Raw genomic sequence first — 22,827 nt, 5'->3', positions numbered from 1 at the left:
TACAACTATGTTAATTGATTGCCTATCGCCATTAAATGAGTGCCAATACTCAATTTAGATGATCACCAAATGGTGGTTATAGCGCTTTTCCTTAGTGATCGGGGCATTGGCAAAAAATCACACTGTAGCGGTCAACTGATTGCGGATAAAAAATAAGCCAGATTTTCAGTCTTTGCTGGCAGGATGCTATTGCTGTAATGTTGTGGCCGGTTTTGGGAGTTAATCTCTTCCGGGTTTAATTCCTTGTCCCTTGGGGCGAAAGTTGGTTGAAAACCAGCAGTCTGAAGAGCGCTTTTAATACCTCGCTGCTTGTGGCGGGGTGCTTTATTGCTTGAGAATTAAGCGAAATTGTCTCTGCTAGTTTAGAGTTTTTTCATTTAAAAATGAGGATCAATACTCATTTTATTTAAAAGTAAATTGAAGTAAGATCGCGACTACATTCCCTGTCAGAATCTGGGTTAATCGAAAGATTCATAAATTTATCCTAGTGAGAATTAAATATGAGCAATTACGCTGTTAAATCCTATGATTCTTCTAAAGGCGCCACTCAGTTTATTCCATCGCAAGATTTTTTTTATTATTGCAGAACACAGTTAAAAGAAAACTTGCAGAAAGTCGAAACCATTTTTCGTGAAGTGCCCTTGCCTCGTGGCAAGATGGAATATATCGGTTATTTTTGCGGTCGAAGCGGATCTGCAGTAGAACTTAATGCAACCAAAACTAAGCGGTCAGGTTTACTTAAGGCCATTAATGAATTGGTGATTTCGTATATCAATATCATGGGCGGGTCAAAATCTGATAATAATGATTTCAATGATAACTCATTGTCTGAGCTAGAGAAAACTATCAACAATTATGTGAGTATACGTGAGACTATTTATTCGAATGTTCTTTTGCAGAACCATCTAATTAATGAACGTATACAGCTTGATGTTGTGCTTAAAGAACTTGATTTGTTATGTAGTAAAGTTGAGTTTCCAAAGAACGAATTGAATTATATTCATTTCTTTTGTGGTAAGAGCGGAACTCTGCAAGAACTTTTATTTACAGAGAATAAGCGCAAAACTCTTTACAAGCTTACCGCTTCATTATTGCGCTTTTATATCGGCATTGCCGATGAGATGGAGGCTGCGGGCTATACGACCGATGCAAAAAATAGTGTCATAAACCGTGTTGATTACTATATTCAATTACGGGAAACTGTACGGTGCAGCGTCTTAATGCAAACTCGCCTAGTGAAAGCGCGGGCAGAGTTGGATTCAGCGCTTGAAAAAGTGCGGTCTTTATGCATCAAAGTCAATTTTCCTAAAGATGAGTTAGAGCATATTCTTTACTTTTGTGGGAAGAGAGGTAATGCAGAAGATCTCGAATTAAGAAAAATATTGCGTAATAATTTCAATAAAGCAGTTATTGATTTGTCATGTGCTTATACGATTCTTGCCGAAGAAATGGAAGCAGCGGGATACTCTGTGAATCAATTGGAGAAAATTGAAAATTCGATAAAATTTTACAGTAATGTGCGCTTTCAGATGATTCGATATGAATCCTATGATTGCAATCATGTTTAATCTCCTCCGGTTTAATACCTCGCTGGTCTCGCGGAGGGTGCTAAATTGATTATGAAACGATGAATATGAGTTCTAATATGCAGCACCTTCAGGAAAGTAGTTGCGGAAATAATAATCAACGACTTAATGAGCTATTGTATGAACTTGATACTTTTTGTGTGAATGTAAGTACGCCAAAAGGAATTTTGGAGCACATTCGGTATTTTTGTGGAGAATATGGCAAAATCGAAGACTTATTGGACCGTAACGAAGAGAGGGCCGGTTTATATAAAAAAATAGCATCCTTGTTGTATGTTTACATCAAAATTGCGGATCGGCCCGAGTTTTCAAACTGTTCTGATCAATATATTGAATATATAGATAGGCGTGTTGATTTTTACGTTATGTTGCGAGAACTTATACGTTGCAATGTCGAATTACTTCATCTTGCTCCGGGGGTGGTTTTGTATGAATCAACCATATGTTTATTTGATAGTTATTTATACCTAATAAAAAAAATTCAAAAGAAAGAGCGTTCGCCTCAAGGCATTAGATATATAAATTCACGTTTAGACTATTACATTAAATTAAGAGAAGTTATCTGTTTTGATAGACCCCCAAAAAAATCTTGAGAAGTTTTCTTAACTTCTCAGACTTATTCTACTACTTTTCCGATTATTCAATTTTTGCGGAGAAACTAATTAAAAAATTAGTTACAGTAAGAATCAATCGAAAGATTTGCTCTTGATAGAGTATTGATATCAAAAAATATTGTTAAATAACATTATTAAAATAGATTCTCATGTTATGAATATAATCAATGCCAAAATTCCATACCAAGCAGAAATTGATAAAAAATCGCTAAGCATTGTTCAGATTAATTCTGGGATTTTTTTTGAGGCAATCGAACAAGCCATGGATGGCATTGCACTACTGGATAGTGAAGCCAAATTTACTTATCTAAATAATTCATATGTAAGAATTTTAGGATATCAAGATCAAGAAGAATTGATAGGGAACTCATGGCGCGTTTTATATCAAGAGCCTGAGATTAGCAGAATTGAGCAAGAAATCCTTCCAATTTTATTCAGAGATAGAAGTTGGAAGGGTTATACACATGGAACAAAAAAAGATGGAACACCAGTTTTAAAAGAATTATCACTAACAAAGCTAGATGATGATGGATTTATCTGCATATGCAGAGAAATAGATTTTTACAGAAAAAAAGAAATAGCATTACAACGTATGGCGATTGTAGCGGAGAAAACCAGTAGCCTGGTGCTGATTGCCGATCAACAAGGCAAGATAGTCTGGACGAATAATAGCTTCCGCGCAAAACTGGACTATTCATTACCTGAAGCCGAACAACTGTCGTTGATCGATTTTTTGCACGCCAAGAATATTTCGAGAAGGTCTTTTAAGTCAATTCATGACTCGTTGAGTAAGAGTGGAGTTTTTGTCGGTGAAATTGAATTCGTCAAAAAAAATAACACCGCAATTCATCTCTATGTCGATTTCACGGCAATTCATGACAAGGATGGAAATCTGGATCATTTTATATCTGTTAATCATGATATTACGCCGATAAAAGAAGCAGAGGAACAACTTAAGAATAGCTTGCAATTAGAACGGCAGTTGAATCTATTTAAAACGCAATTTATTAATCTGGTTTCTCATCAGTTTCGCACTCCTCTGGCTACCATGCGAACGGCTTTGGACGTGCTCGATTTAAAATTGCAAAAGGATAATTACACGAAATTTCATGATGTTTTTCAGAAATATAAAACGATCATGGCAAAAGAAACTTTGCGCATGGTGAAACTCCTGGAAAACATTTTGGAGCTGGGCAGAATCGATGAAAATAAAATTGATCTGATCAAGAAAGAAGTGTCCTTAAAAAAATTTCTCAATCAATTTATAAATAATTTTAATCTTACGTATGATGATAAGAGAAAATTAAAATATTTTTTTATTGCGCCTGATAACACTGTATGTCTTGATGAAATGATTTTTACAAATGTTCTGGAAAATATCATTTCGAATGCTTTTAAATACTCGCAAGGCAGGCAAGAACCTGAGCTGGGCGTCACGTATCATGATTCCGCTTATTTTCTAACCATAAAAGATTATGGGATAGGAATCCCAGATGGCGACAAAAAGTTTTTGTTTCAATCCTTTTTTAGGGCACGCAATGCAAAAAATTTGCAAGGATCTGGCTTGGGGTTGTTAATAGCAAAAAGGTTAATACAACTTCATGGTGGTGATATAAGCATTGACAGTAAATTAGATGAAGGCACCACGGTCACTATTAAATTGCCTCTTAACTAAAGTTGAGTTATTGAATTCAGAGCATTATACGTAACTGAGTATATCTCGATAATAACATTGGAGCGACTAAGAATTAGGCAGCATGGAATTCAAAGTCGCTAGTTCAAAACGCAACATTACTTTAATAAAAACACAACTATGAATTCTATTAAATTTCTGATTCTTGTCATTGAAGATGAAGATGAATTGCGTGAGGGAATCTGTGAATTGATTGAACATTTTGGATATGAAGCAATACCTGCCAAGACCGGCGTAGAAGGTTTAAAGCTTTTGCTTCAAAAAATACCGGATGTCGTTCTCTGCGACATTATGTTGCCGGACATGGATGGTTATGAAGTGTTGCGCAGAATGAAAGAGATACCTCATTCCGCTTTTAATTCAAAAGTGAGCGTGCTATCGACAGCCTTTATATTTCTGACGGCAAAAGCAACTCATGCCGATATTCGGGTGGGTATGAACCTGGGGGCGGATGACTATATCTGCAAACCGTTTTCAAAAGAGGAGCTATTCAACAGCATTCATGCGCGATTGGAAAAATTGAAGGAATTAAGAAAATTGCAAATGTATGAATCGATTCGAGCCAATCAGGATCAGGTGGTTTTTAATGAAAAATTAGATGTTCTTACAAAAAAAGAAGCCTACATTTTCGATTTGATAGCTCGAGGTTATACGTCGGAAGAAATTGCGAGAACCTTGTTTTTAAGCAGAAGAACCATAGAAAATCACCGGAATAATATTTCCCGGAAACTTAATCTCAGCGGTCCCAATAGTTTGGTTGGTTTTGCCATACGTGCCAAATTGTCAAAAACTCTAAATTAATAACAGGCCTCTCAATCAGTGCCCGTGCCCAGCCCGGCAAAAGGATAAAGATTACGTCTCCCCATCTTACCGGCAAACTTGCCGGTAAGATGGATAGCGTTTTGCTGTCATAAGTTGAAAATCGGTTCAATCGTCTTCGCCGGGGCTAAAACCTTTTGCGGCAGCATCTTGTAGTGTATCGAGCTTTAGCGCTACTTCCGCATACATTCTCCACGACCTGGCATTCCCGGTCCGAAGTTCCTGTGCATTTACCTCAAAAGCAACAAATCCATCGCGCCATATGTAGCGAACGCGATTACCTCATATCAATTCATCTTCGAAACTTCATTTCAGGGGATAAAGTAATTCATAGAACCATAAAAAAGAGTATCAATACTCATGAAAATGAGTATTTATGCTCATTAACTTTCTGATCTGTATTGATTAAAATTAACAAAAAAACTGTCGCGTGTTTTGCGTCCGTGGTTCAACAACGATTCCTTGTCTTTGGTCAAATGGTGGTTTTTACCTGAATTTAAGCGAATAAATCTATGGGCAATCTCAAGTTGGTATCTTCTCAATCATTTGCGAACAGATCGCCAATAAAAAAAACAAGAAAATTATTAATTGCCGATGCGAGCGTGAAAGATGTGGATGTGCTCATTGCGGGTCTCAAGCTGGGGATTGACTGCTGGATGATTGAAAAGGATGGCGGCGCGCAAGAGTTATTAAAGAAGGCATTCAGTAACTACGAGCTATCGGTGCTTCACTTGCTCGGCCATGGCATGCCGGGTTCGATCACTTTGGGGGATGTAAAAGTCGACATTGCCAATTGGTCATATTTAACCGGCGGTATTTCAGAAATTGCGCAAATGCAGCCGGGAAAAATTTCATCGTGGCAAAAAAATACAACTCTTTCACATCAATGGAATATCTGTTTTTGGTCGTGCAATACCGGAAAAGGAAGCAAAGGCAAGATTTTTATGCAGCACGTGGCGGATTGCACGGGAGCGAATGTTTATGCATCGAGCAATTTGGTTGGTCATTCGAAATGCGGGGGAGGTTGGCAACTCGATGTGGTTGCATATCCGCGCTATAGCATCAATGCAATAAAGAATTAAACATGAAAAAAGAAACGTTGGTTAGAGCACGCAGGATAAGTGCGGTTGCCGTGAACGCGGACCGGCAAGATTCATACGCTAAAGTCATTATTTAGAAAAAATTATTCAATCGTTAAAGGGATTAAAAAATGTTAAACAAAGGAAACAGACACAAAATCGATGGCAGCCTAAATCAAGCGCAAGTATACGCATTGGTTCCATTTGCCAATGCGGCATTGGAACAATTCCAGCAAGTTCTGATTCCGCCTACGCCTACGTTCACCGCTTTGGCATACGACCCTAATCTTAATACGTTGATAATCACAGGTACGGGATTCGACACCGAAGCTACTGCAAGCAGTTACCTCGATATTACGAAGTTACAGATCAAGCTCAACAATAGTACAACAAAAACCGGAGCTACCACCTGGGTTAACAGCGGCAGTGTTACGATTGTTTCTGATACTGAAATCAGAATTGAATTAACGGCGATCGGGGCAGCGGCCCTCGAGGTCAGCACGCTCGGCGGTTCGACAGGGTCAACGTTTGAAAACTGGCAGCTATCCAGCGGCTTTATCGTCGGCACCACAGCCAGTAAATCCTATGAATCAACTTTAACGCAAACCAATTCATTGCAATTCGTTCCAAATGTCGATATTGATAAGAACGCGCCCGGGTATGGCCTGGATGACTTGCGTTTTGTCGAAGAAGGCCATATCGGTTCGAATGTTGAATATTTGGCGATCGACGGTCAAGGAGGTATTCCCCTGACACGTGGTGGCTTCAAAGTTGAAAATCTGGATAGTGACAACCTTGCATCGCTGACAGTAACGCTGACCAATGCAAAAGACGGCGATCAGTTGTATCTGCTTAGCGGAGATAATTACACGGCGGGTGGAACACCTGCTAACGGAACAATAACCGTTTCAGGCGTAGAACTCTCCTATCAGATTGATACCACCGGATCCCTGGTGGACGGAACGGCGCAAATTGTCCTCACGGTTACCCCTGCTGCGGGTTATGAGAGCCAAGTATCCAATACCATCATGGAAGGGGTGTTGAATGAAATATATTTCAACAATGTTACCGACAATCCGGATGTTGAAAATAGAATTGTAACGTTCAGTTTGACGGACGTTGAGGGCTATACCACCCTGTTGCCGAGCGAGGCAACGATTAATATCTATCAGGCCAACGACAAGCCGGTCATTACGCTGGCTAATACAGCGGGTACTTACACCGAAACGGCGGGTGTAGACGATGGCGGCAATGACGTGCCGCTGGGTTTTGATATATCGGTTACAGATGCGGATATTGGCGCGGAACTGCAGTACATCAAACTATCCTTCGGCACTTCAGCGATTAAGGACGGCGCGGCCGAGCAATTGCGCATCGACGGCGCCACGGCAGGCGATTCGATCGCGCTGGATTTGATCGGTCCGGTCACGCTGGCTGGCGTAACCTATCTGGTGCAAGCAGCAGTCAATGGCGGAACCAGCACCCTGACGTTCACCAAGGACGGTGGCGGTAACCTGACGCTTTCGGAAGGCGAAGCGCTGCTCGATGCGTTGCGCTATAACAATACATCCGACACGCCGACGCAAGGAGATCGCCAATTCAGTTTCGTGATGAAGGATACATACACCGATCCGCTGGATGGCGACATCAGCATCGAATCCGACCCTGTCAGCTTCACGGTAACAGTTCAAGGCACGCCGATCGGCACGCCAACTATCGATTTATTGCCTACCAGCGACACCGGTACTTCTGCAACCGATAATCTGACTAAGGAAACGAATCCAACGATCAGAGTTTCCTTGCCAAATTCGGGAGAATTGGCGGAAGCGGGCGACACACTGACCATCGAGGACAAAGACGGCAATGGTACGATAGTCTTTGCCGATACCATAACACTCACACCCGGTCATATCGCGGCTGGCTATGTCGACTACGCATCACCCTTTTTGGAAGATGGCACGCACGAATTCTCCGCCACTGTGACGGAAGCGGGCGCGAACGGTTTAACCTCGGGTGCGGCGGAATTAACCGTGACGATCGATACGCTGATTCCAGTTGTAACGTCGATTACCGTGGCTGATGACGCGCTGAAAGCAGGCGAAAGCAGCTTGGTGACCATCACGTTTAGTCAAGCGGTAAGCAACTTCGATAACAGCGACCTGACGATTGCCAACGGCACGCTAACCGCAGTATCAAGCGAAGACGGCGGCGTCACCTGGACAGCGACATTCACACCGGATGTCGACGTGGAAGATACCAGCAACCTGATTACGCTAGCGGATGCGAGCGTTGCGGATGCGGCCGGTAACTTAAACAGCGGCAGCAGCGATTCGAACAACTACGCGATTGACACCAAACTGCCAACAGCCACCATTGCAGTAGCAGACGATGCGCTGAAAGCGGGCGAAAGCAGCTTGGTGACCATCACGTTCAGCGAAGCGGTAAGCAACTTCGATAACAGCGACCTGGCGATTGCCAACGGCACGCTAACCGCAGTATCAAGCGAGGACGGCGGCGTTACCTGGACAGCGACATTCACACCGGATGTCGACGTGGAAGATGCCAGCAACCTGATCACGCTGGCGGATGCGAGCGTTGCGGATGCGGCCGGCAACAACAACAGCGGCGCCACCGATTCGAACAACTACGCGATCGATACGCTGATTCCAGTTGTAACGTCGATTACCGTGGCTGATGACGCGCTGAAAGCAGGCGAAAGCAGCTTGGTGACCATCACGTTTAGTCAAGCGGTAAGCAACTTCGATAACAGCGACCTGACGATTGCCAACGGCACGCTAACCGCAGTATCAAGCGAAGACGGCGGCGTCACCTGGACAGCGACATTCACACCGGATGTCGACGTGGAAGATACCAGCAACCTGATTACGCTGGCGGATGCGAGCGTTGCGGATGCGGCCGGTAACTTAAACAGCGGCAGCAGCGATTCGAACAACTACGCGATTGACACCAAACTGCCAACAGCCACCATTGCAGTAGCAGACGATGCGCTGAAAGCGGGCGAAAGCAGCTTGGTGACCATCACGTTCAGCGAAGCGGTAAGCAACTTCGATAACAGCGACCTGGCGATTGCCAACGGCACGCTAACCGCAGTATCAAGCGAGGACGGCGGCGTTACCTGGACAGCGACGTTTACACCGGATGTCGACGTGGAAGATGCCAGCAACCTGATCACGCTGGCGGATGCAAGCGTTGCGGATGCGGCCGGCAACAACAACAGCGGCGCTACCGATTCGAACAACTACGCGATCGATACGCTGATTCCAGTTGTAACGTCGATTACCGTGGCTGATGACGCGCTGAAAGCAGGCGAAAGCAGCTTGGTGACCATCACGTTTAGTCAAGCGGTAAGCAACTTCGATAACAGCGACCTGACGATTGCCAACGGCACGCTAACCGCAGTATCAAGCGAAGACGGCGGCGTCACCTGGACAGCGACATTCACACCGGATGTCGACGTGGAAGATACCAGCAACCTGATTACGCTGGCGGATGCGAGCGTTGCGGATGCGGCCGGTAACTTAAACAGCGGCAGCAGCGATTCGAACAACTACGCGATTGACACCAAACTGCCAACAGCCACCATTGCAGTAGCAGACGATGCGCTGAAAGCGGGCGAAAGCAGCTTGGTGACCATCACGTTCAGCGAAGCGGTAAGCAACTTCGATAACAGCGACCTGGCGATTGCCAACGGCACGCTAACCGCAGTATCAAGCGAGGACGGCGGCGTTACCTGGACAGCGACGTTTACACCGGATGTCGACGTGGAAGATGCCAGCAACCTGATCACGCTGGCGGATGCAAGCGTTGCGGATGCGGCCGGCAACAACAACAGCGGCGCTACCGATTCGAACAACTACGCGATCGATACGCTGATTCCAGTTGTAACGTCGATTACCGTGGCTGATGACGCGCTGAAAGCAGGCGAAAGCAGCTTGGTGACCATCACGTTTAGTCAAGCGGTAAGCAACTTCGATAACAGCGACCTGACGATTGCCAACGGCACGCTAACCGCAGTATCAAGCGAAGACGGCGGCGTCACCTGGACAGCGACATTCACACCGGATGTCGACGTGGAAGATACCAGCAACCTGATTACGCTGGCGGATGCGAGCGTTGCGGATGCGGCCGGTAACTTAAACAGCGGCAGCAGCGATTCGAACAACTACGCGATTGACACCAAACTGCCAACAGCCACCATTGCAGTAGCAGACGATGCGCTGAAAGCGGGCGAAAGCAGCTTGGTGACCATCACGTTCAGCGAAGCGGTAAGCAACTTCGATAACAGCGACCTGGCGATTGCCAACGGCACGCTAACCGCAGTATCAAGCGAGGACGGCGGCGTTACCTGGACAGCGACGTTTACACCGGATGTCGACGTGGAAGATGCCAGCAACCTGATCACGCTGGCGGATGCAAGCGTTGCGGATGCGGCCGGCAACAACAACAGCGGCGCTACCGATTCGAACAACTACGCGATCGATACGCTGATTCCAGTTGTAACGTCGATTACCGTGGCTGATGACGCGCTGAAAGCAGGCGAAAGCAGCTTGGTGACCATCACGTTTAGTCAAGCGGTAAGCAACTTCGATAACAGCGACCTGACGATTGCCAACGGCACGCTAACCGCAGTATCAAGCGAAGACGGCGGCGTCACCTGGACAGCGACATTCACACCGGATGTCGACGTGGAAGATACCAGCAACCTGATTACGCTGGCGGATGCGAGCGTTGCGGATGCGGCCGGTAACTTAAACAGCGGCAGCAGCGATTCGAACAACTACGCGATTGACACCAAACTGCCAACAGCCACCATTGCAGTAGCAGACGATGCGCTGAAAGCGGGCGAAAGCAGCTTGGTGACCATCACGTTCAGCGAAGCGGTAAGCAACTTCGATAACAGCGACCTGACGATTGCCAACGGCACGCTAACCGCAGTATCAAGCGAAGACGGCGGCGTCACCTGGACAGCGACATTCACACCGGATGTCGACGTGGAAGATACCAGCAACCTGATTACGCTGGCGGATGCGAGCGTTGCGGATGCGGCCGGTAACTTAAACAGCGGCAGCAGCGATTCGAACAACTACGCGATTGACACCAAACTGCCAACAGCCACCATTGCAGTAGCAGACGATGCGCTGAAAGCGGGCGAAAGCAGCTTGGTGACCATCACGTTCAGCGAAGCGGTAAGCAACTTCGATAACAGCGACCTGACGATTGCCAACGGCACGCTAACCGCAGTATCAAGCGAGGACGGCGGCGTCACCTGGACAGCGACGTTTACACCGGATGTCGACGTGGAAGATGCCAGCAACCTGATCACGCTGGCGGATGCAAGCGTTGCGGATGCGGCCGGCAACAACAACAGCGGCGCTACCGATTCGAACAACTACGCGATCGATACGCTGATTCCAGTTGTAACGTCGATTACCGTGGCTGATGACGCGCTGAAAGCAGGCGAAAGCAGCTTGGTGACCATCACGTTTAGTCAAGCGGTAAGCAACTTCGATAACAGCGACCTGACGATTGCCAACGGCACGCTAACCGCAGTATCAAGCGAAGACGGCGGCGTCACCTGGACAGCGACATTCACACCGGATGTCGACGTGGAAGATACCAGCAACCTGATTACGCTGGCGGATGCGAGCGTTGCGGATGCGGCCGGTAACTTAAACAGCGGCAGCAGCGATTCGAACAACTACGCGATTGACACCAAACTGCCAACAGCCACCATTGCAGTAGCAGACGATGCGCTGAAAGCGGGCGAAAGCAGCTTGGTGACCATCACGTTCAGCGAAGCGGTAAGCAACTTCGATAACAGCGACCTGGCGATTGCCAACGGCACGCTAACCGCAGTATCAAGCGAGGACGGCGGCGTTACCTGGACAGCGACGTTTACACCGGATGTCGACGTGGAAGATGCCAGCAACCTGATCACGCTGGCGGATGCAAGCGTTGCGGATGCGGCCGGCAACAACAACAGCGGCGCTACCGATTCGAACAACTACGCGATCGATACGCTGATTCCAGTTGTAACGTCGATTACCGTGGCTGATGACGCGCTGAAAGCAGGCGAAAGCAGCTTGGTGACCATCACGTTTAGTCAAGCGGTAAGCAACTTCGATAACAGCGACCTGACGATTGCCAACGGCACGCTAACCGCAGTATCAAGCGAAGACGGCGGCGTCACCTGGACAGCGACATTCACACCGGATGTCGACGTGGAAGATACCAGCAACCTGATTACGCTGGCGGATGCGAGCGTTGCGGATGCGGCCGGTAACTTAAACAGCGGCAGCAGCGATTCGAACAACTACGCGATTGACACCAAACTGCCAACAGCCACCATTGCAGTAGCAGACGATGCGCTGAAAGCGGGCGAAAGCAGCTTGGTGACCATCACGTTCAGCGAAGCGGTAAGCAACTTCGATAACAGCGACCTGACGATTGCCAACGGCACGCTAACCGCAGTATCAAGCGAGGACGGCGGCGTCACCTGGACAGCGACATTCACACCGGATGTCGACGTGGAAGATGCCAGCAACCTGATCACGCTGGCGGATGCGAGCGTTGCGGATGCGGCCGGCAACAACAACAGCGGCGCCACCGATTCGAACAACTACGCGATCGATACGCTGATTCCAGTTGTAACGTCGATTACCGTGGCTGATGACGCGCTGAAAGCAGGCGAAAGCAGCTTGGTGACCATCACGTTCAGCGAAGCGGTAAGCAACTTCGATAACAGCGACCTGGCGATTGCCAACGGCACGCTAACCGCAGTATCAAGCGAGGACGGCGGCGTTACCTGGACAGCGACGTTTACACCGGATGTCGACGTGGAAGATGCCAGCAACCTGATCACGCTGGCGGATGCAAGCGTTGCGGATGCGGCCGGCAACAACAACAGCGGCGCTACCGATTCGAACAACTACGCGATCGATACGCTGATTCCAGTTGTAACGTCGATTACCGTGGCTGATGACGCGCTGAAAGCAGGCGAAAGCAGCTTGGTGACCATCACGTTTAGTCAAGCGGTAAGCAACTTCGATAACAGCGACCTGACGATTGCCAACGGCACGCTAACCGCAGTATCAAGCGAAGACGGCGGCGTCACCTGGACAGCGACGTTCACACCGGATGTCGACGTGGAAGATACCAGCAACCTGATTACGCTGGCGGATGCGAGCGTTGCGGATGCGGCCGGTAACTTAAACAGCGGCAGCAGCGATTCGAACAACTACGCGATTGACACCAAACTGCCAACAGCCACCATTGCAGTAGCAGACGATGCGCTGAAAGCGGGCGAAAGCAGCTTGGTGACCATCACGTTCAGCGAAGCGGTAAGCAACTTCGATAACAGCGACCTGACGATTGCCAACGGCACGCTAACCGCAGTATCAAGCGAGGACGGCGGCGTCACCTGGACAGCGACATTCACACCGGATGTCGACGTGGAAGATGCCAGCAACCTGATCACGCTGGCGGATGCGAGCGTTGCGGATGCGGCCGGCAACAACAACAGCGGCGCCACCGATTCGAACAACTACGCGATCGATACGCTGATTCCAGTTGTAACGTCGATTACCGTGGCTGATGACGCGCTGAAAGCAGGCGAAAGCAGCTTGGTGACCATCACGTTCAGCGAAGCGGTAAGCAACTTCGATAACAGCGACCTGACGATTGCCAACGGCACGCTAACCGCAGTATCAAGCGAAGACGGCGGCGTCACCTGGACAGCGACATTCACACCGGATGTCGACGTGGAAGATACCAGCAACCTGATTACGCTGGCGGATGCGAGCGTTGCGGATGCGGCCGGTAACTTAAACAGCGGCAGCAGCGATTCGAACAACTACGCGATTGACACCAAACTGCCAACAGCCACCATTGCAGTAGCAGACGATGCGCTGAAAGCGGGCGAAAGCAGCTTGGTGACCATCACGTTCAGCGAAGCGGTAAGCAACTTCGATAACAGCGACCTGACGATTGCCAACGGCACGCTAACCGCAGTATCAAGCGAGGACGGCGGCGTCACCTGGACAGCGACATTCACACCGGATGTCGACGTGGAAGATGCCAGCAACCTGATCACGCTGGCGGATGCGAGCGTTGCGGATGCGGCCGGCAACAACAACAGCGGCGCCACCGATTCGAACAACTACGCGATCGATACGCTGATTCCAGTTGTAACGTCGATTACCGTGGCTGATGACGCGCTGAAAGCAGGCGAAAGCAGCTTGGTGACCATCACGTTCAGCGAAGCGGTAAGCAACTTCGATAACAGCGACCTGGCGATTGCCAACGGCACGCTAACCGCAGTATCAAGCGAGGACGGCGGCGTTACCTGGACAGCGACGTTTACACCGGATGTCGACGTGGAAGATGCCAGCAACCTGATCACGCTGGCGGATGCAAGCGTTGCGGATGCGGCCGGCAACAACAACAGCGGCGCTACCGATTCGAACAACTACGCGATCGATACGCTGATTCCAGTTGTAACGTCGATTACCGTGGCTGATGACGCGCTGAAAGCAGGCGAAAGCAGCTTGGTGACCATCACGTTTAGTCAAGCGGTAAGCAACTTCGATAACAGCGACCTGACGATTGCCAACGGCACGCTAACCGCAGTATCAAGCGAAGACGGCGGCGTCACCTGGACAGCGACATTCACACCGGATGTCGACGTGGAAGATACCAGCAACCTGATTACGCTGGCGGATGCGAGCGTTGCGGATGCGGCCGGTAACTTAAACAGCGGCAGCAGCGATTCGAACAACTACGCGATTGACACCAAACTGCCAACAGCCACCATTGCAGTAGCAGACGATGCGCTGAAAGCGGGCGAAAGCAGCTTGGTGACCATCACGTTCAGCGAAGCGGTAAGCAACTTCGATAACAGCGACCTGACGATTGCCAACGGCACGCTAACCGCAGTATCAAGCGAGGACGGCGGCGTCACCTGGACAGCGACGTTTACACCGGATGTCGACGTGGAAGATGCCAGCAACCTGATCACGCTGGCGGATGCAAGCGTTGCGGATGCGGCCGGCAACAACAACAGCGGCGCTACCGATTCGAACAACTACGCGATCGATACGCTGATTCCAGTTGTAACGTCGATTACCGTGGCTGATGACGCGCTGAAAGCAGGCGAAAGCAGCTTGGTGACCATCACGTTTAGTCAAGCGGTAAGCAACTTCGATAACAGCGACCTGACGATTGCCAACGGCACGCTAACCGCAGTATCAAGCGAAGACGGCGGCGTCACCTGGACAGCGACATTCACACCGGATGTCGACGTGGAAGATACCAGCAACCTGATTACGCTGGCGGATGCGAGCGTTGCGGATGCGGCCGGTAACTTAAACAGCGGCAGCAGCGATTCGAACAACTACGCGATTGACACCAAACTGCCAACAGCCACCATTGCAGTAGCAGACGATGCGCTGAAAGCGGGCGAAAGCAGCTTGGTGACCATCACGTTCAGCGAAGCGGTAAGCAACTTCGATAACAGCGACCTGACGATTGCCAACGGCACGCTAACCGCAGTATCAAGCGAGGACGGCGGCGTCACCTGGACAGCGACATTCACACCGGATGTCGACGTGGAAGATGCCAGCAACCTGATCACGCTGGCGGATGCGAGCGTTGCGGATGCGGCCGGCAACAACAACAGCGGCGCCACCGATTCGAACAACTACGCGATCGATACGCTGATTCCAGTTGTAACGTCGATTACCGTGGCTGATGACGCGCTGAAAGCAGGCGAAAGCAGCTTGGTGACCATCACGTTCAGCGAAGCGGTAAGCAACTTCGATAACAGCGACCTGGCGATTGCCAACGGCACGCTAACCGCAGTATCAAGCGAGGACGGCGGCGTTACCTGGACAGCGACGTTTACACCGGATGTCGACGTGGAAGATGCCAGCAACCTGATCACGCTGGCGGATGCAAGCGTTGCGGATGCGGCCGGCAACAACAACAGCGGCGCTACCGATTCGAACAACTACGCGATCGATACGCTGATTCCAGTTGTAACGTCGATTACCGTGGCTGATGACGCGCTGAAAGCAGGCGAAAGCAGCTTGGTGACCATCACGTTTAGTCAAGCGGTAAGCAACTTCGATAACAGCGACCTGACGATTGCCAACGGCACGCTAACCGCAGTATCAAGCGAAGACGGCGGCGTCACCTGGACAGCGACATTCACACCGGATGTCGACGTGGAAGATACCAGCAACCTGATTACGCTGGCGGATGCGAGCGTTGCGGATGCGGCCGGTAACTTAAACAGCGGCAGCAGCGATTCGAACAACTACGCGATTGACACCAAACTGCCAACAGCCACCATTGCAGTAGCAGACGATGCGCTGAAAGCGGGCGAAAGCAGCTTGGTGACCATCACGTTCAGCGAAGCGGTAAGCAACTTCGATAACAGCGACCTGACGATTGCCAACGGCACGCTAACCGCAGTATCAAGCGAGGACGGCGGCGTCACCTGGACAGCGACATTCACACCGGATGTCGACGTGGAAGATGCCAGCAACCTGATCACGCTGGCGGATGCGAGCGTTGCGGATGCGGCCGGCAACAACAACAGCGGCGCCACCGATTCGAACAACTACGCGATCGATACGCTGATTCCAGTTGTAACGTCGATTACCGTGGCTGATGACGCGCTGAAAGCAGGCGAAAGCAGCTTGGTGACCATCACGTTCAGCGAAGCGGTAAGCAACTTCGATAACAGCGACCTGACGATTGCCAACGGCACGCTAACCGCAGTATCAAGCGAGGACGGCGGCGTCACCTGGACAGCGACATTCACACCGGATGTCGACGTGGAAGATGCCAGCAACCTGATCACGCTGGCGGATGCGAGCGTTGCGGATGCGGCCGGCAACAACAACAGCGGCGCCACCGATTCGAACAACTACGCGATCGATACGCTGATTCCAGTTGTAACGTCGATTACCGTGGCTGATGACGCGCTGAAAGCAGGCGAAAGCAGCTTGGTGACCATCACGTTCAGCGAAGCGGTAAGCAACTTCGATAACAGCGACCTGGCGATTGCCAACGGCACGCTAACCGCAGTATCAAGCGAGGACGGCGGCGTTACCTGGACAGCGACATTCACACCGGATGTCGACGTGGAAGATGCCAGCAACCTGATCACGCTGGCGGATGCGAGCGTTGCGGATGCGGCCGGCAACAACAACAGCGGCGCCACCGATTCGAACAACTACGCGATCGATACGCTGATTCCAGTTGTAACGTCGATTACCGTGGCTGATGACGCGCTGAAAGCAGGCGAAAGCAGCTTGGTGACCATCACGTTCAGCGAAGCGGTAAGCAACTTCGATAACAGCGACCTGGCGATTGCCAACGGCACGCTAACCGCAGTATCAAGCGAGGACGGCGGCGTTACCTGGACAGCGACGTTTACACCGGATGTCGACGTGGAAGATGCCAGCAACCTGATCACGCTGGCGGATGCAAGCGTTGCGGATGCGGCCGGCAACAACAACAGCGGCGCTACCGATTCGAACAACTACGCGATCGATACGCTGATTCCAGTTGTAACGTCGATTACCGTGGCTGATGACGCGCTGAAAGCAGGCGAAAGCAGCTTGGTGACCATCACGTTTAGTCAAGCGGTAAGCAACTTCGATAACAGCGACCTGACGATTGCCAACGGCACGCTAACCGCAGTATCAAGCGAAGACGGCGGCGTCACCTGGACAGCGACATTCACACCGGATGTCGACGTGGAAGATACCAGCAACCTGATTACGCTGGCGGATGCGAGCGTTGCGGATGCGGCCGGTAACTTAAACAGCGGCAGCAGCGATTCGAACAACTACGCGATTGACACCAAACTGCCAACAGCCACCATTGCAGTAGCAGACGATGCGCTGAAAGCGGGCGAAAGCAGCTTGGTGACCATCACGTTCAGCGAAGCGGTAAGCAACTTCGATAACAGCGACCTGACGATTGCCAACGGCACGCTAACCGCAGTATCAAGCGAGGACGGCGGCGTCACCTGGACAGCGACATTCACACCGGATGTCGACGTGGAAGATGCCAGCAACCTGATCACGCTGGCGGATGCGAGCGTTGCGGATGCGGCCGGCAACAACAACAGCGGCGCCACCGATTCGAACAACTACGCGATCGATACGCTGATTCCAGTTGTAACGTCGATTACCGTGGCTGATGACGCGCTGAAAGCAGGCGAAAGCAGCTTGGTGACCATCACGTTCAGCGAAGCGGTAAGCAACTTCGATAACAGCGACCTGACGATTGCCAACGGCACGCTAACCGCAGTATCAAGCGAAGACGGCGGCGTCACCTGGACAGCGACATTCACACCGGATGTCGACGTGGAAGATACCAGCAACCTGATTACGCTGGCGGATGCGAGCGTTGCGGATGCGGCCGGCAACAACAACAGCGGCGCCACCGATTCGAACAACTACGCGATCGATACGCTGATTCCAGTTGTAACGTCGATTACCGTGGCTGATGACGCGCTGAAAGCAGGCGAAAGCAGCTTGGTGACCATCACGTTCAGCGAAGCGGTAAGCAACTTCGATAACAGCGACCTGACGATTGCCAACGGCACGCTAACCGCAGTATCAAGCGAGGACGGCGGCGTCACCTGGACAGCGACATTCACACCGGATGTCGACGTGGAAGATACCAGCAACCTGATCACGCTGGCGGATGCGAGCGTTGCGGATGCGGCCGGCAACAACAACAGCGGCGCTACCGATTCGAACAACTACGCGATCGATACGCTGATTCCAGTTGTAACGTCGATTACCGTGGCTGATGACGCGCTGAAAGCAGGCGAAAGCAGCTTGGTGACCATCACGTTTAGTCAAGCGGTAAGCAACTTCGATAACAGCGACCTGACGATTGCCAACGGCACGCTAACCGCAGTATCAAGCGAAGACGGCGGCGTCACCTGGACAGCGACATTCACACCGGATGTCGACGTGGAAGATACCAGCAACCTGATTACGCTGGCGGATGCGAGCGTTGCGGATGCGGCCGGTAACTTAAACAGCGGCAGCAGCGATTCGAACAACTACGCGATTGACACCAAACTGCCAACAGCCACCATTGCAGTAGCAGACGATGCGCTGAAAGCGGGCGAAAGCAGCTTGGTGACCATCACGTTCAGCGAAGCGGTAAGCAACTTCGATAACAGCGACCTGACGATTGCCAACGGCACGCTAACCGCAGTATCAAGCGAGGACGGCGGCGTCACCTGGACAGCGACATTCACACCGGATGTCGACGTGGAAGATGCCAGCAACCTGATCACGCTGGCGGATGCGAGCGTTGCGGATGCGGCCGGCAACAACAACAGCGGCGCCACCGATTCGAACAACTACGCGATCGATACGCTGATTCCAGTTGTAACGTCGATTACCGTGGCTGATGACGCGCTGAAAGCAGGCGAAAGCAGCTTGGTGACCATCACGTTCAGCGAAGCGGTAAGCAACTTCGATAACAGCGACCTGACGATTGCCAACGGCACGCTAACCGCAGTATCAAGCGAGGACGGCGGCGTCACCTGGACAGCGACATTCACACCGGATGTCGACGTGGAAGATGCCAGCAACCTGATCACGCTGGCGGATGCGAGCGTTGCGGATGCGGCCGGCAACAACAACAGCGGCGCCACCGATTCGAACAACTACGCGATCGATACGCTGATTCCAGTTGTAACGTCGATTACCGTGGCTGATGACGCGCTGAAAGCAGGCGAAAGCAGCTTGGTGACCATCACGTTCAGCGAAGCGGTAAGCAACTTCGATAACAGCGACCTGGCGATTGCCAACGGCACGCTAACCGCAGTATCAAGCGAAGACGGCGGCGTTACCTGGACAGCGACGTTCACACCGGATGTCGACGTGGAAGATACCAGCAACCTGATTACGCTGGCGGATGCGAGCGTTGCGGATGCGGCCGGTAACTTAAACAGCGGCAGCAGCGATTCGAACAACTACGCGATCGATACGCTGTTGCCAACGGCCACCATTACTCTTGACGATACCGTCTTGAGAACTGGCGACATAGCCAACGTGACAATTACATTCAGTGAAGCGGTGAGCGGTTTCGATTTGTCCGATCTGAACTATGAAAATGGCACAATCGATAATCTCTCGAGCGCGGTAGACAATAACGATGGCACTTTCAGCTATACGGCGACGTTTACGCCGGATGCCGGTACCGAAGACAACAGCAACGCCATCACGCTGGCCGCTGGAAGTGTTTTCGACGCGGCCGGTAATGGTAATTCTGAAGCTTCGTCGGACAATTTCGAAATCGATACGCTGCTCGATACGGTTATCGATGGCGATTTGACCGGCGAGGTTTACGAGAAAGGTGGATATGACGGTCAGAAGATTGCCGACCGTAACAACAACTATGAGTTGGTTGCGCATGGCGATGATCCTGGCTATTTCACCGCCAGCGGCGTGCTGACGCTTCAAAATGTGCAACCAGGCTGGAATTCTTTCAGTACCGAGTATTTCACCTATAACGGTGAAGTTGCCGATGCCAATGGTTACTCGATCGAGTACCTCAATACCGTTACCGGAAACTATGACGACCTTACGGTCGGTGTCGTGACCCTTAGTGGATCGTTTGCGACGGTTACCGGTTTGTACGGTAATCTGATTTTCAATACCGATAACGGGGAATGGAATTATTTCATCGACAATGACCGTATCGTCACGCAACAGTTGTCATCGGAAAATAATCCATTCGAAGTCTTCAGCGTCAAATCCAAGGATGGCGAAGCCGAGCAATGGATACAAATTGACGTTACCAGCGCGGACGACCAAGGTGTCTTTGAAACGATATCGGAAGGTTCGGTAACCGAGGATACCGATGTTCAAGCGACGTATACGGTATTCAATGAGAGCATTGGCGAAGGCTATGACTTGACGGATGTGCTGGTGAAAACGGGTACGATTGGGTTGACATCGGTGCAATCGACACTGATCGAGCCGCAATGGGATGTGAGTTACGATGACAATGGCGATATGTTATCGGTCTTCAGCATCGATGAGCAGGGTAACTGGACTTATGCGGTCAAAAATGATCGTGAAGTAATTCAGAATTTGGTTCCAGTGGCGCCAGGCTCTGAGATGCAAGCTATTTTCACGATCAATCCGCAAATTCTTCCGGATGATCCCGGTACAGCAGGTGCTTTCGGAACCGTCAAGATCTCTATCCTTGGCAAGTTCGATAAACCTGAACTGACAGGTGACCAGGCAGATCTCGATGATGGAACAGAGGATCAGAATTACACCGTAACCGCAGCGGATCTGCTGCAAGGATGGAGCACCGATTTCGGTTCAATTCATGTCGGTGCCGTCACTGCAACAACCGATACTGGAAACGAGTTGGAGGTGACAAAAGTTGGCGATTCCTGGACGATTGCAGCGGAAGCCGATTTCTTCGGCGATGTAACGATTGCATACACCGTGCTGGATGATTACGATAATTCAGCCGATGGAACATTGACTTTCGCCGTCGATAACGTCAACGATGCGCCTGTTGCTTCTGCCGACACCCTGGCTGCCGAGGAAGACACTCCGGTGACATTCTCGAAAGCCGATTTGCTGGGTAACGATAGCGATGTGGATAATAACTATTCGGCTGGCGTCATCGATACCTTATCGATCGCTTCGGTTACGGCTGTTGCAGGCGGTACGGTTTCGCTCGATGGCAATGGCGATGTGGTATTTACGCCAAGCGCTAACTTCCATGGAGCAGCCAGCTTTAGTTACGTCGTTTCCGATGGTAAAGGAGGATTCAGCGATCCGCAGACGGCCACAGTCAATGTGGCATCTGTTGACGATAAACCTACTAATATCCTACTTGCCGGAAGAACCCCGACTTATGGCAATGCTGTGCAAAATATACGCGCGGTAATAGCCGACTTGAGCGTGGCCGATGCCGATACCGGCGAGGGCAGCCAGTACAATTACTCGCTCAGCGGCGCCAATGCCGGCCTGTTCAAGGTTGACAACAACACCAAGACGCTGTCAGTGGGTAGTACTCCACTTACCGCCGGTGCGACGTACAACTTCACTCTAGATGCATCGTTGAATGGCGATACCATTAGCGAAGAATATACTTATCGCAACGGCACGGCATCCTCATCCACCAGCAACGGTATTGATCTGGTTACCTTGGGTGACTCGACCAACAACATCTATTACGCGCTTTCCGGCAATGACACAGTTACGGGCGGCAGTCTGGAGGACTTGCTGTTCGGCCAGGATGGTAACGATGTGCTGTCCGGTGGAGCGGGTAACGACGATATTCAGGGTGGCAGCGGTAACGATATTCTGACGGGCGGCAGCGGCGCGGATGTGCTGACCGGCGGCGGTAAAACCACTGTGGGCAATGGTGGCTACGATCAATTCCGCTATATGGATAAAGCCGTTAATTGGGCAGGTCTGGATGGCAACGGTCTGGATACCATTTTGGATTTCAAAGGCAATTCGACCATACTGAAAGGCGCTTCCAGCACCGGCTTGATCAACGGCGATGTGTTGACGTTCAAATTGTCCGAATTGACGGGCGATGTGACAGGCTTGGTAAGTGGATCATCCGCTGGCAAGTGGTACACGCTGGAATCCGATGGCTTAGCATCTAATGTTGACGGCCATGCAACAACCGCCAAAGCGCAGTTTGTTTATAACAGCTCTACGCATGTATTAAGTTACGATGCGGACGGCTCGGGTGCGGGAAGTGCAGTGGAAATCACTTCACTCGTTGGCGTCGATCAGCTTCTCAATACGCACATAGTGATACAAGGATAAGCAAGGTTGACCACTAAGTAGCACTTGAGGACTGACAGCTAACGCATCATTAATCGTCACAGATAACCAACTGGAAATGGGAGGTTATCTGTGATGGGGGATGGATTTACAAATGCGATCTGTCAGTCTTTTTTTTATTAAATTTTAGTGAGTTGCGCTTATTCG

At 50.4% G+C, this 22,827-nt stretch carries 6 protein-coding genes; all 6 read left to right on the top strand.

The features are described 5' to 3' along the window. Positions 1 to 500 precede the first annotated feature (500 nt). The 6 genes from R2103_RS11860 (at position 501) to R2103_RS11835 (ending at position 22,662) form a co-directional block, all read left to right on the top strand. Positions 501 to 1,568 carry a hypothetical protein gene (locus tag R2103_RS11860; RefSeq protein ID WP_317531602.1) on the top strand — a complete coding sequence of 356 codons (1,068 nt, stop codon included), beginning with the start codon at positions 501 to 503 and terminating at the stop codon, positions 1,566 to 1,568. 65 nt (positions 1,569 to 1,633) lie between these two features. Beyond that, positions 1,634 to 2,179 (top strand): hypothetical protein, encoded by a 546-nt coding sequence (locus R2103_RS11855; RefSeq protein WP_317531601.1) that lies wholly within the window; start codon positions 1,634 to 1,636, stop codon positions 2,177 to 2,179. A 175-nt stretch (positions 2,180 to 2,354) separates the two neighbouring features. Next, positions 2,355 to 3,875, top strand: coding sequence for a sensor histidine kinase (locus tag R2103_RS11850; protein WP_317531600.1), 1,521 nt, complete (start codon positions 2,355 to 2,357; stop codon positions 3,873 to 3,875). Positions 3,876 to 4,013: 138 nt separating this feature from the next. Further along, positions 4,014 to 4,694, top strand: coding sequence for a response regulator transcription factor (locus tag R2103_RS11845; protein ID WP_317531599.1), 681 nt, complete (start codon positions 4,014 to 4,016; stop codon positions 4,692 to 4,694). 530 nt (positions 4,695 to 5,224) lie between these two features. Then, complete coding sequence (locus R2103_RS11840) at positions 5,225 to 5,794, top strand: DUF4347 domain-containing protein (protein ID WP_317531598.1); 570 nt, start codon at positions 5,225 to 5,227, stop codon at positions 5,792 to 5,794. Between the two features lie 128 nt (positions 5,795 to 5,922). Next, a complete protein-coding gene (locus R2103_RS11835; RefSeq protein WP_317531597.1) occupies positions 5,923 to 22,662 on the top strand; it encodes an Ig-like domain-containing protein in 16,740 nt (5,579 codons plus the stop codon). Positions 22,663 to 22,827 lie beyond the last annotated feature (165 nt).

Source organism: Nitrosomonas sp. Is24 (assembly GCF_033063335.1).
GTDB lineage: Bacteria > Pseudomonadota > Gammaproteobacteria > Burkholderiales > Nitrosomonadaceae > Nitrosomonas.
This window is presented reverse-complemented; position numbering and strand designations above follow the sequence as displayed.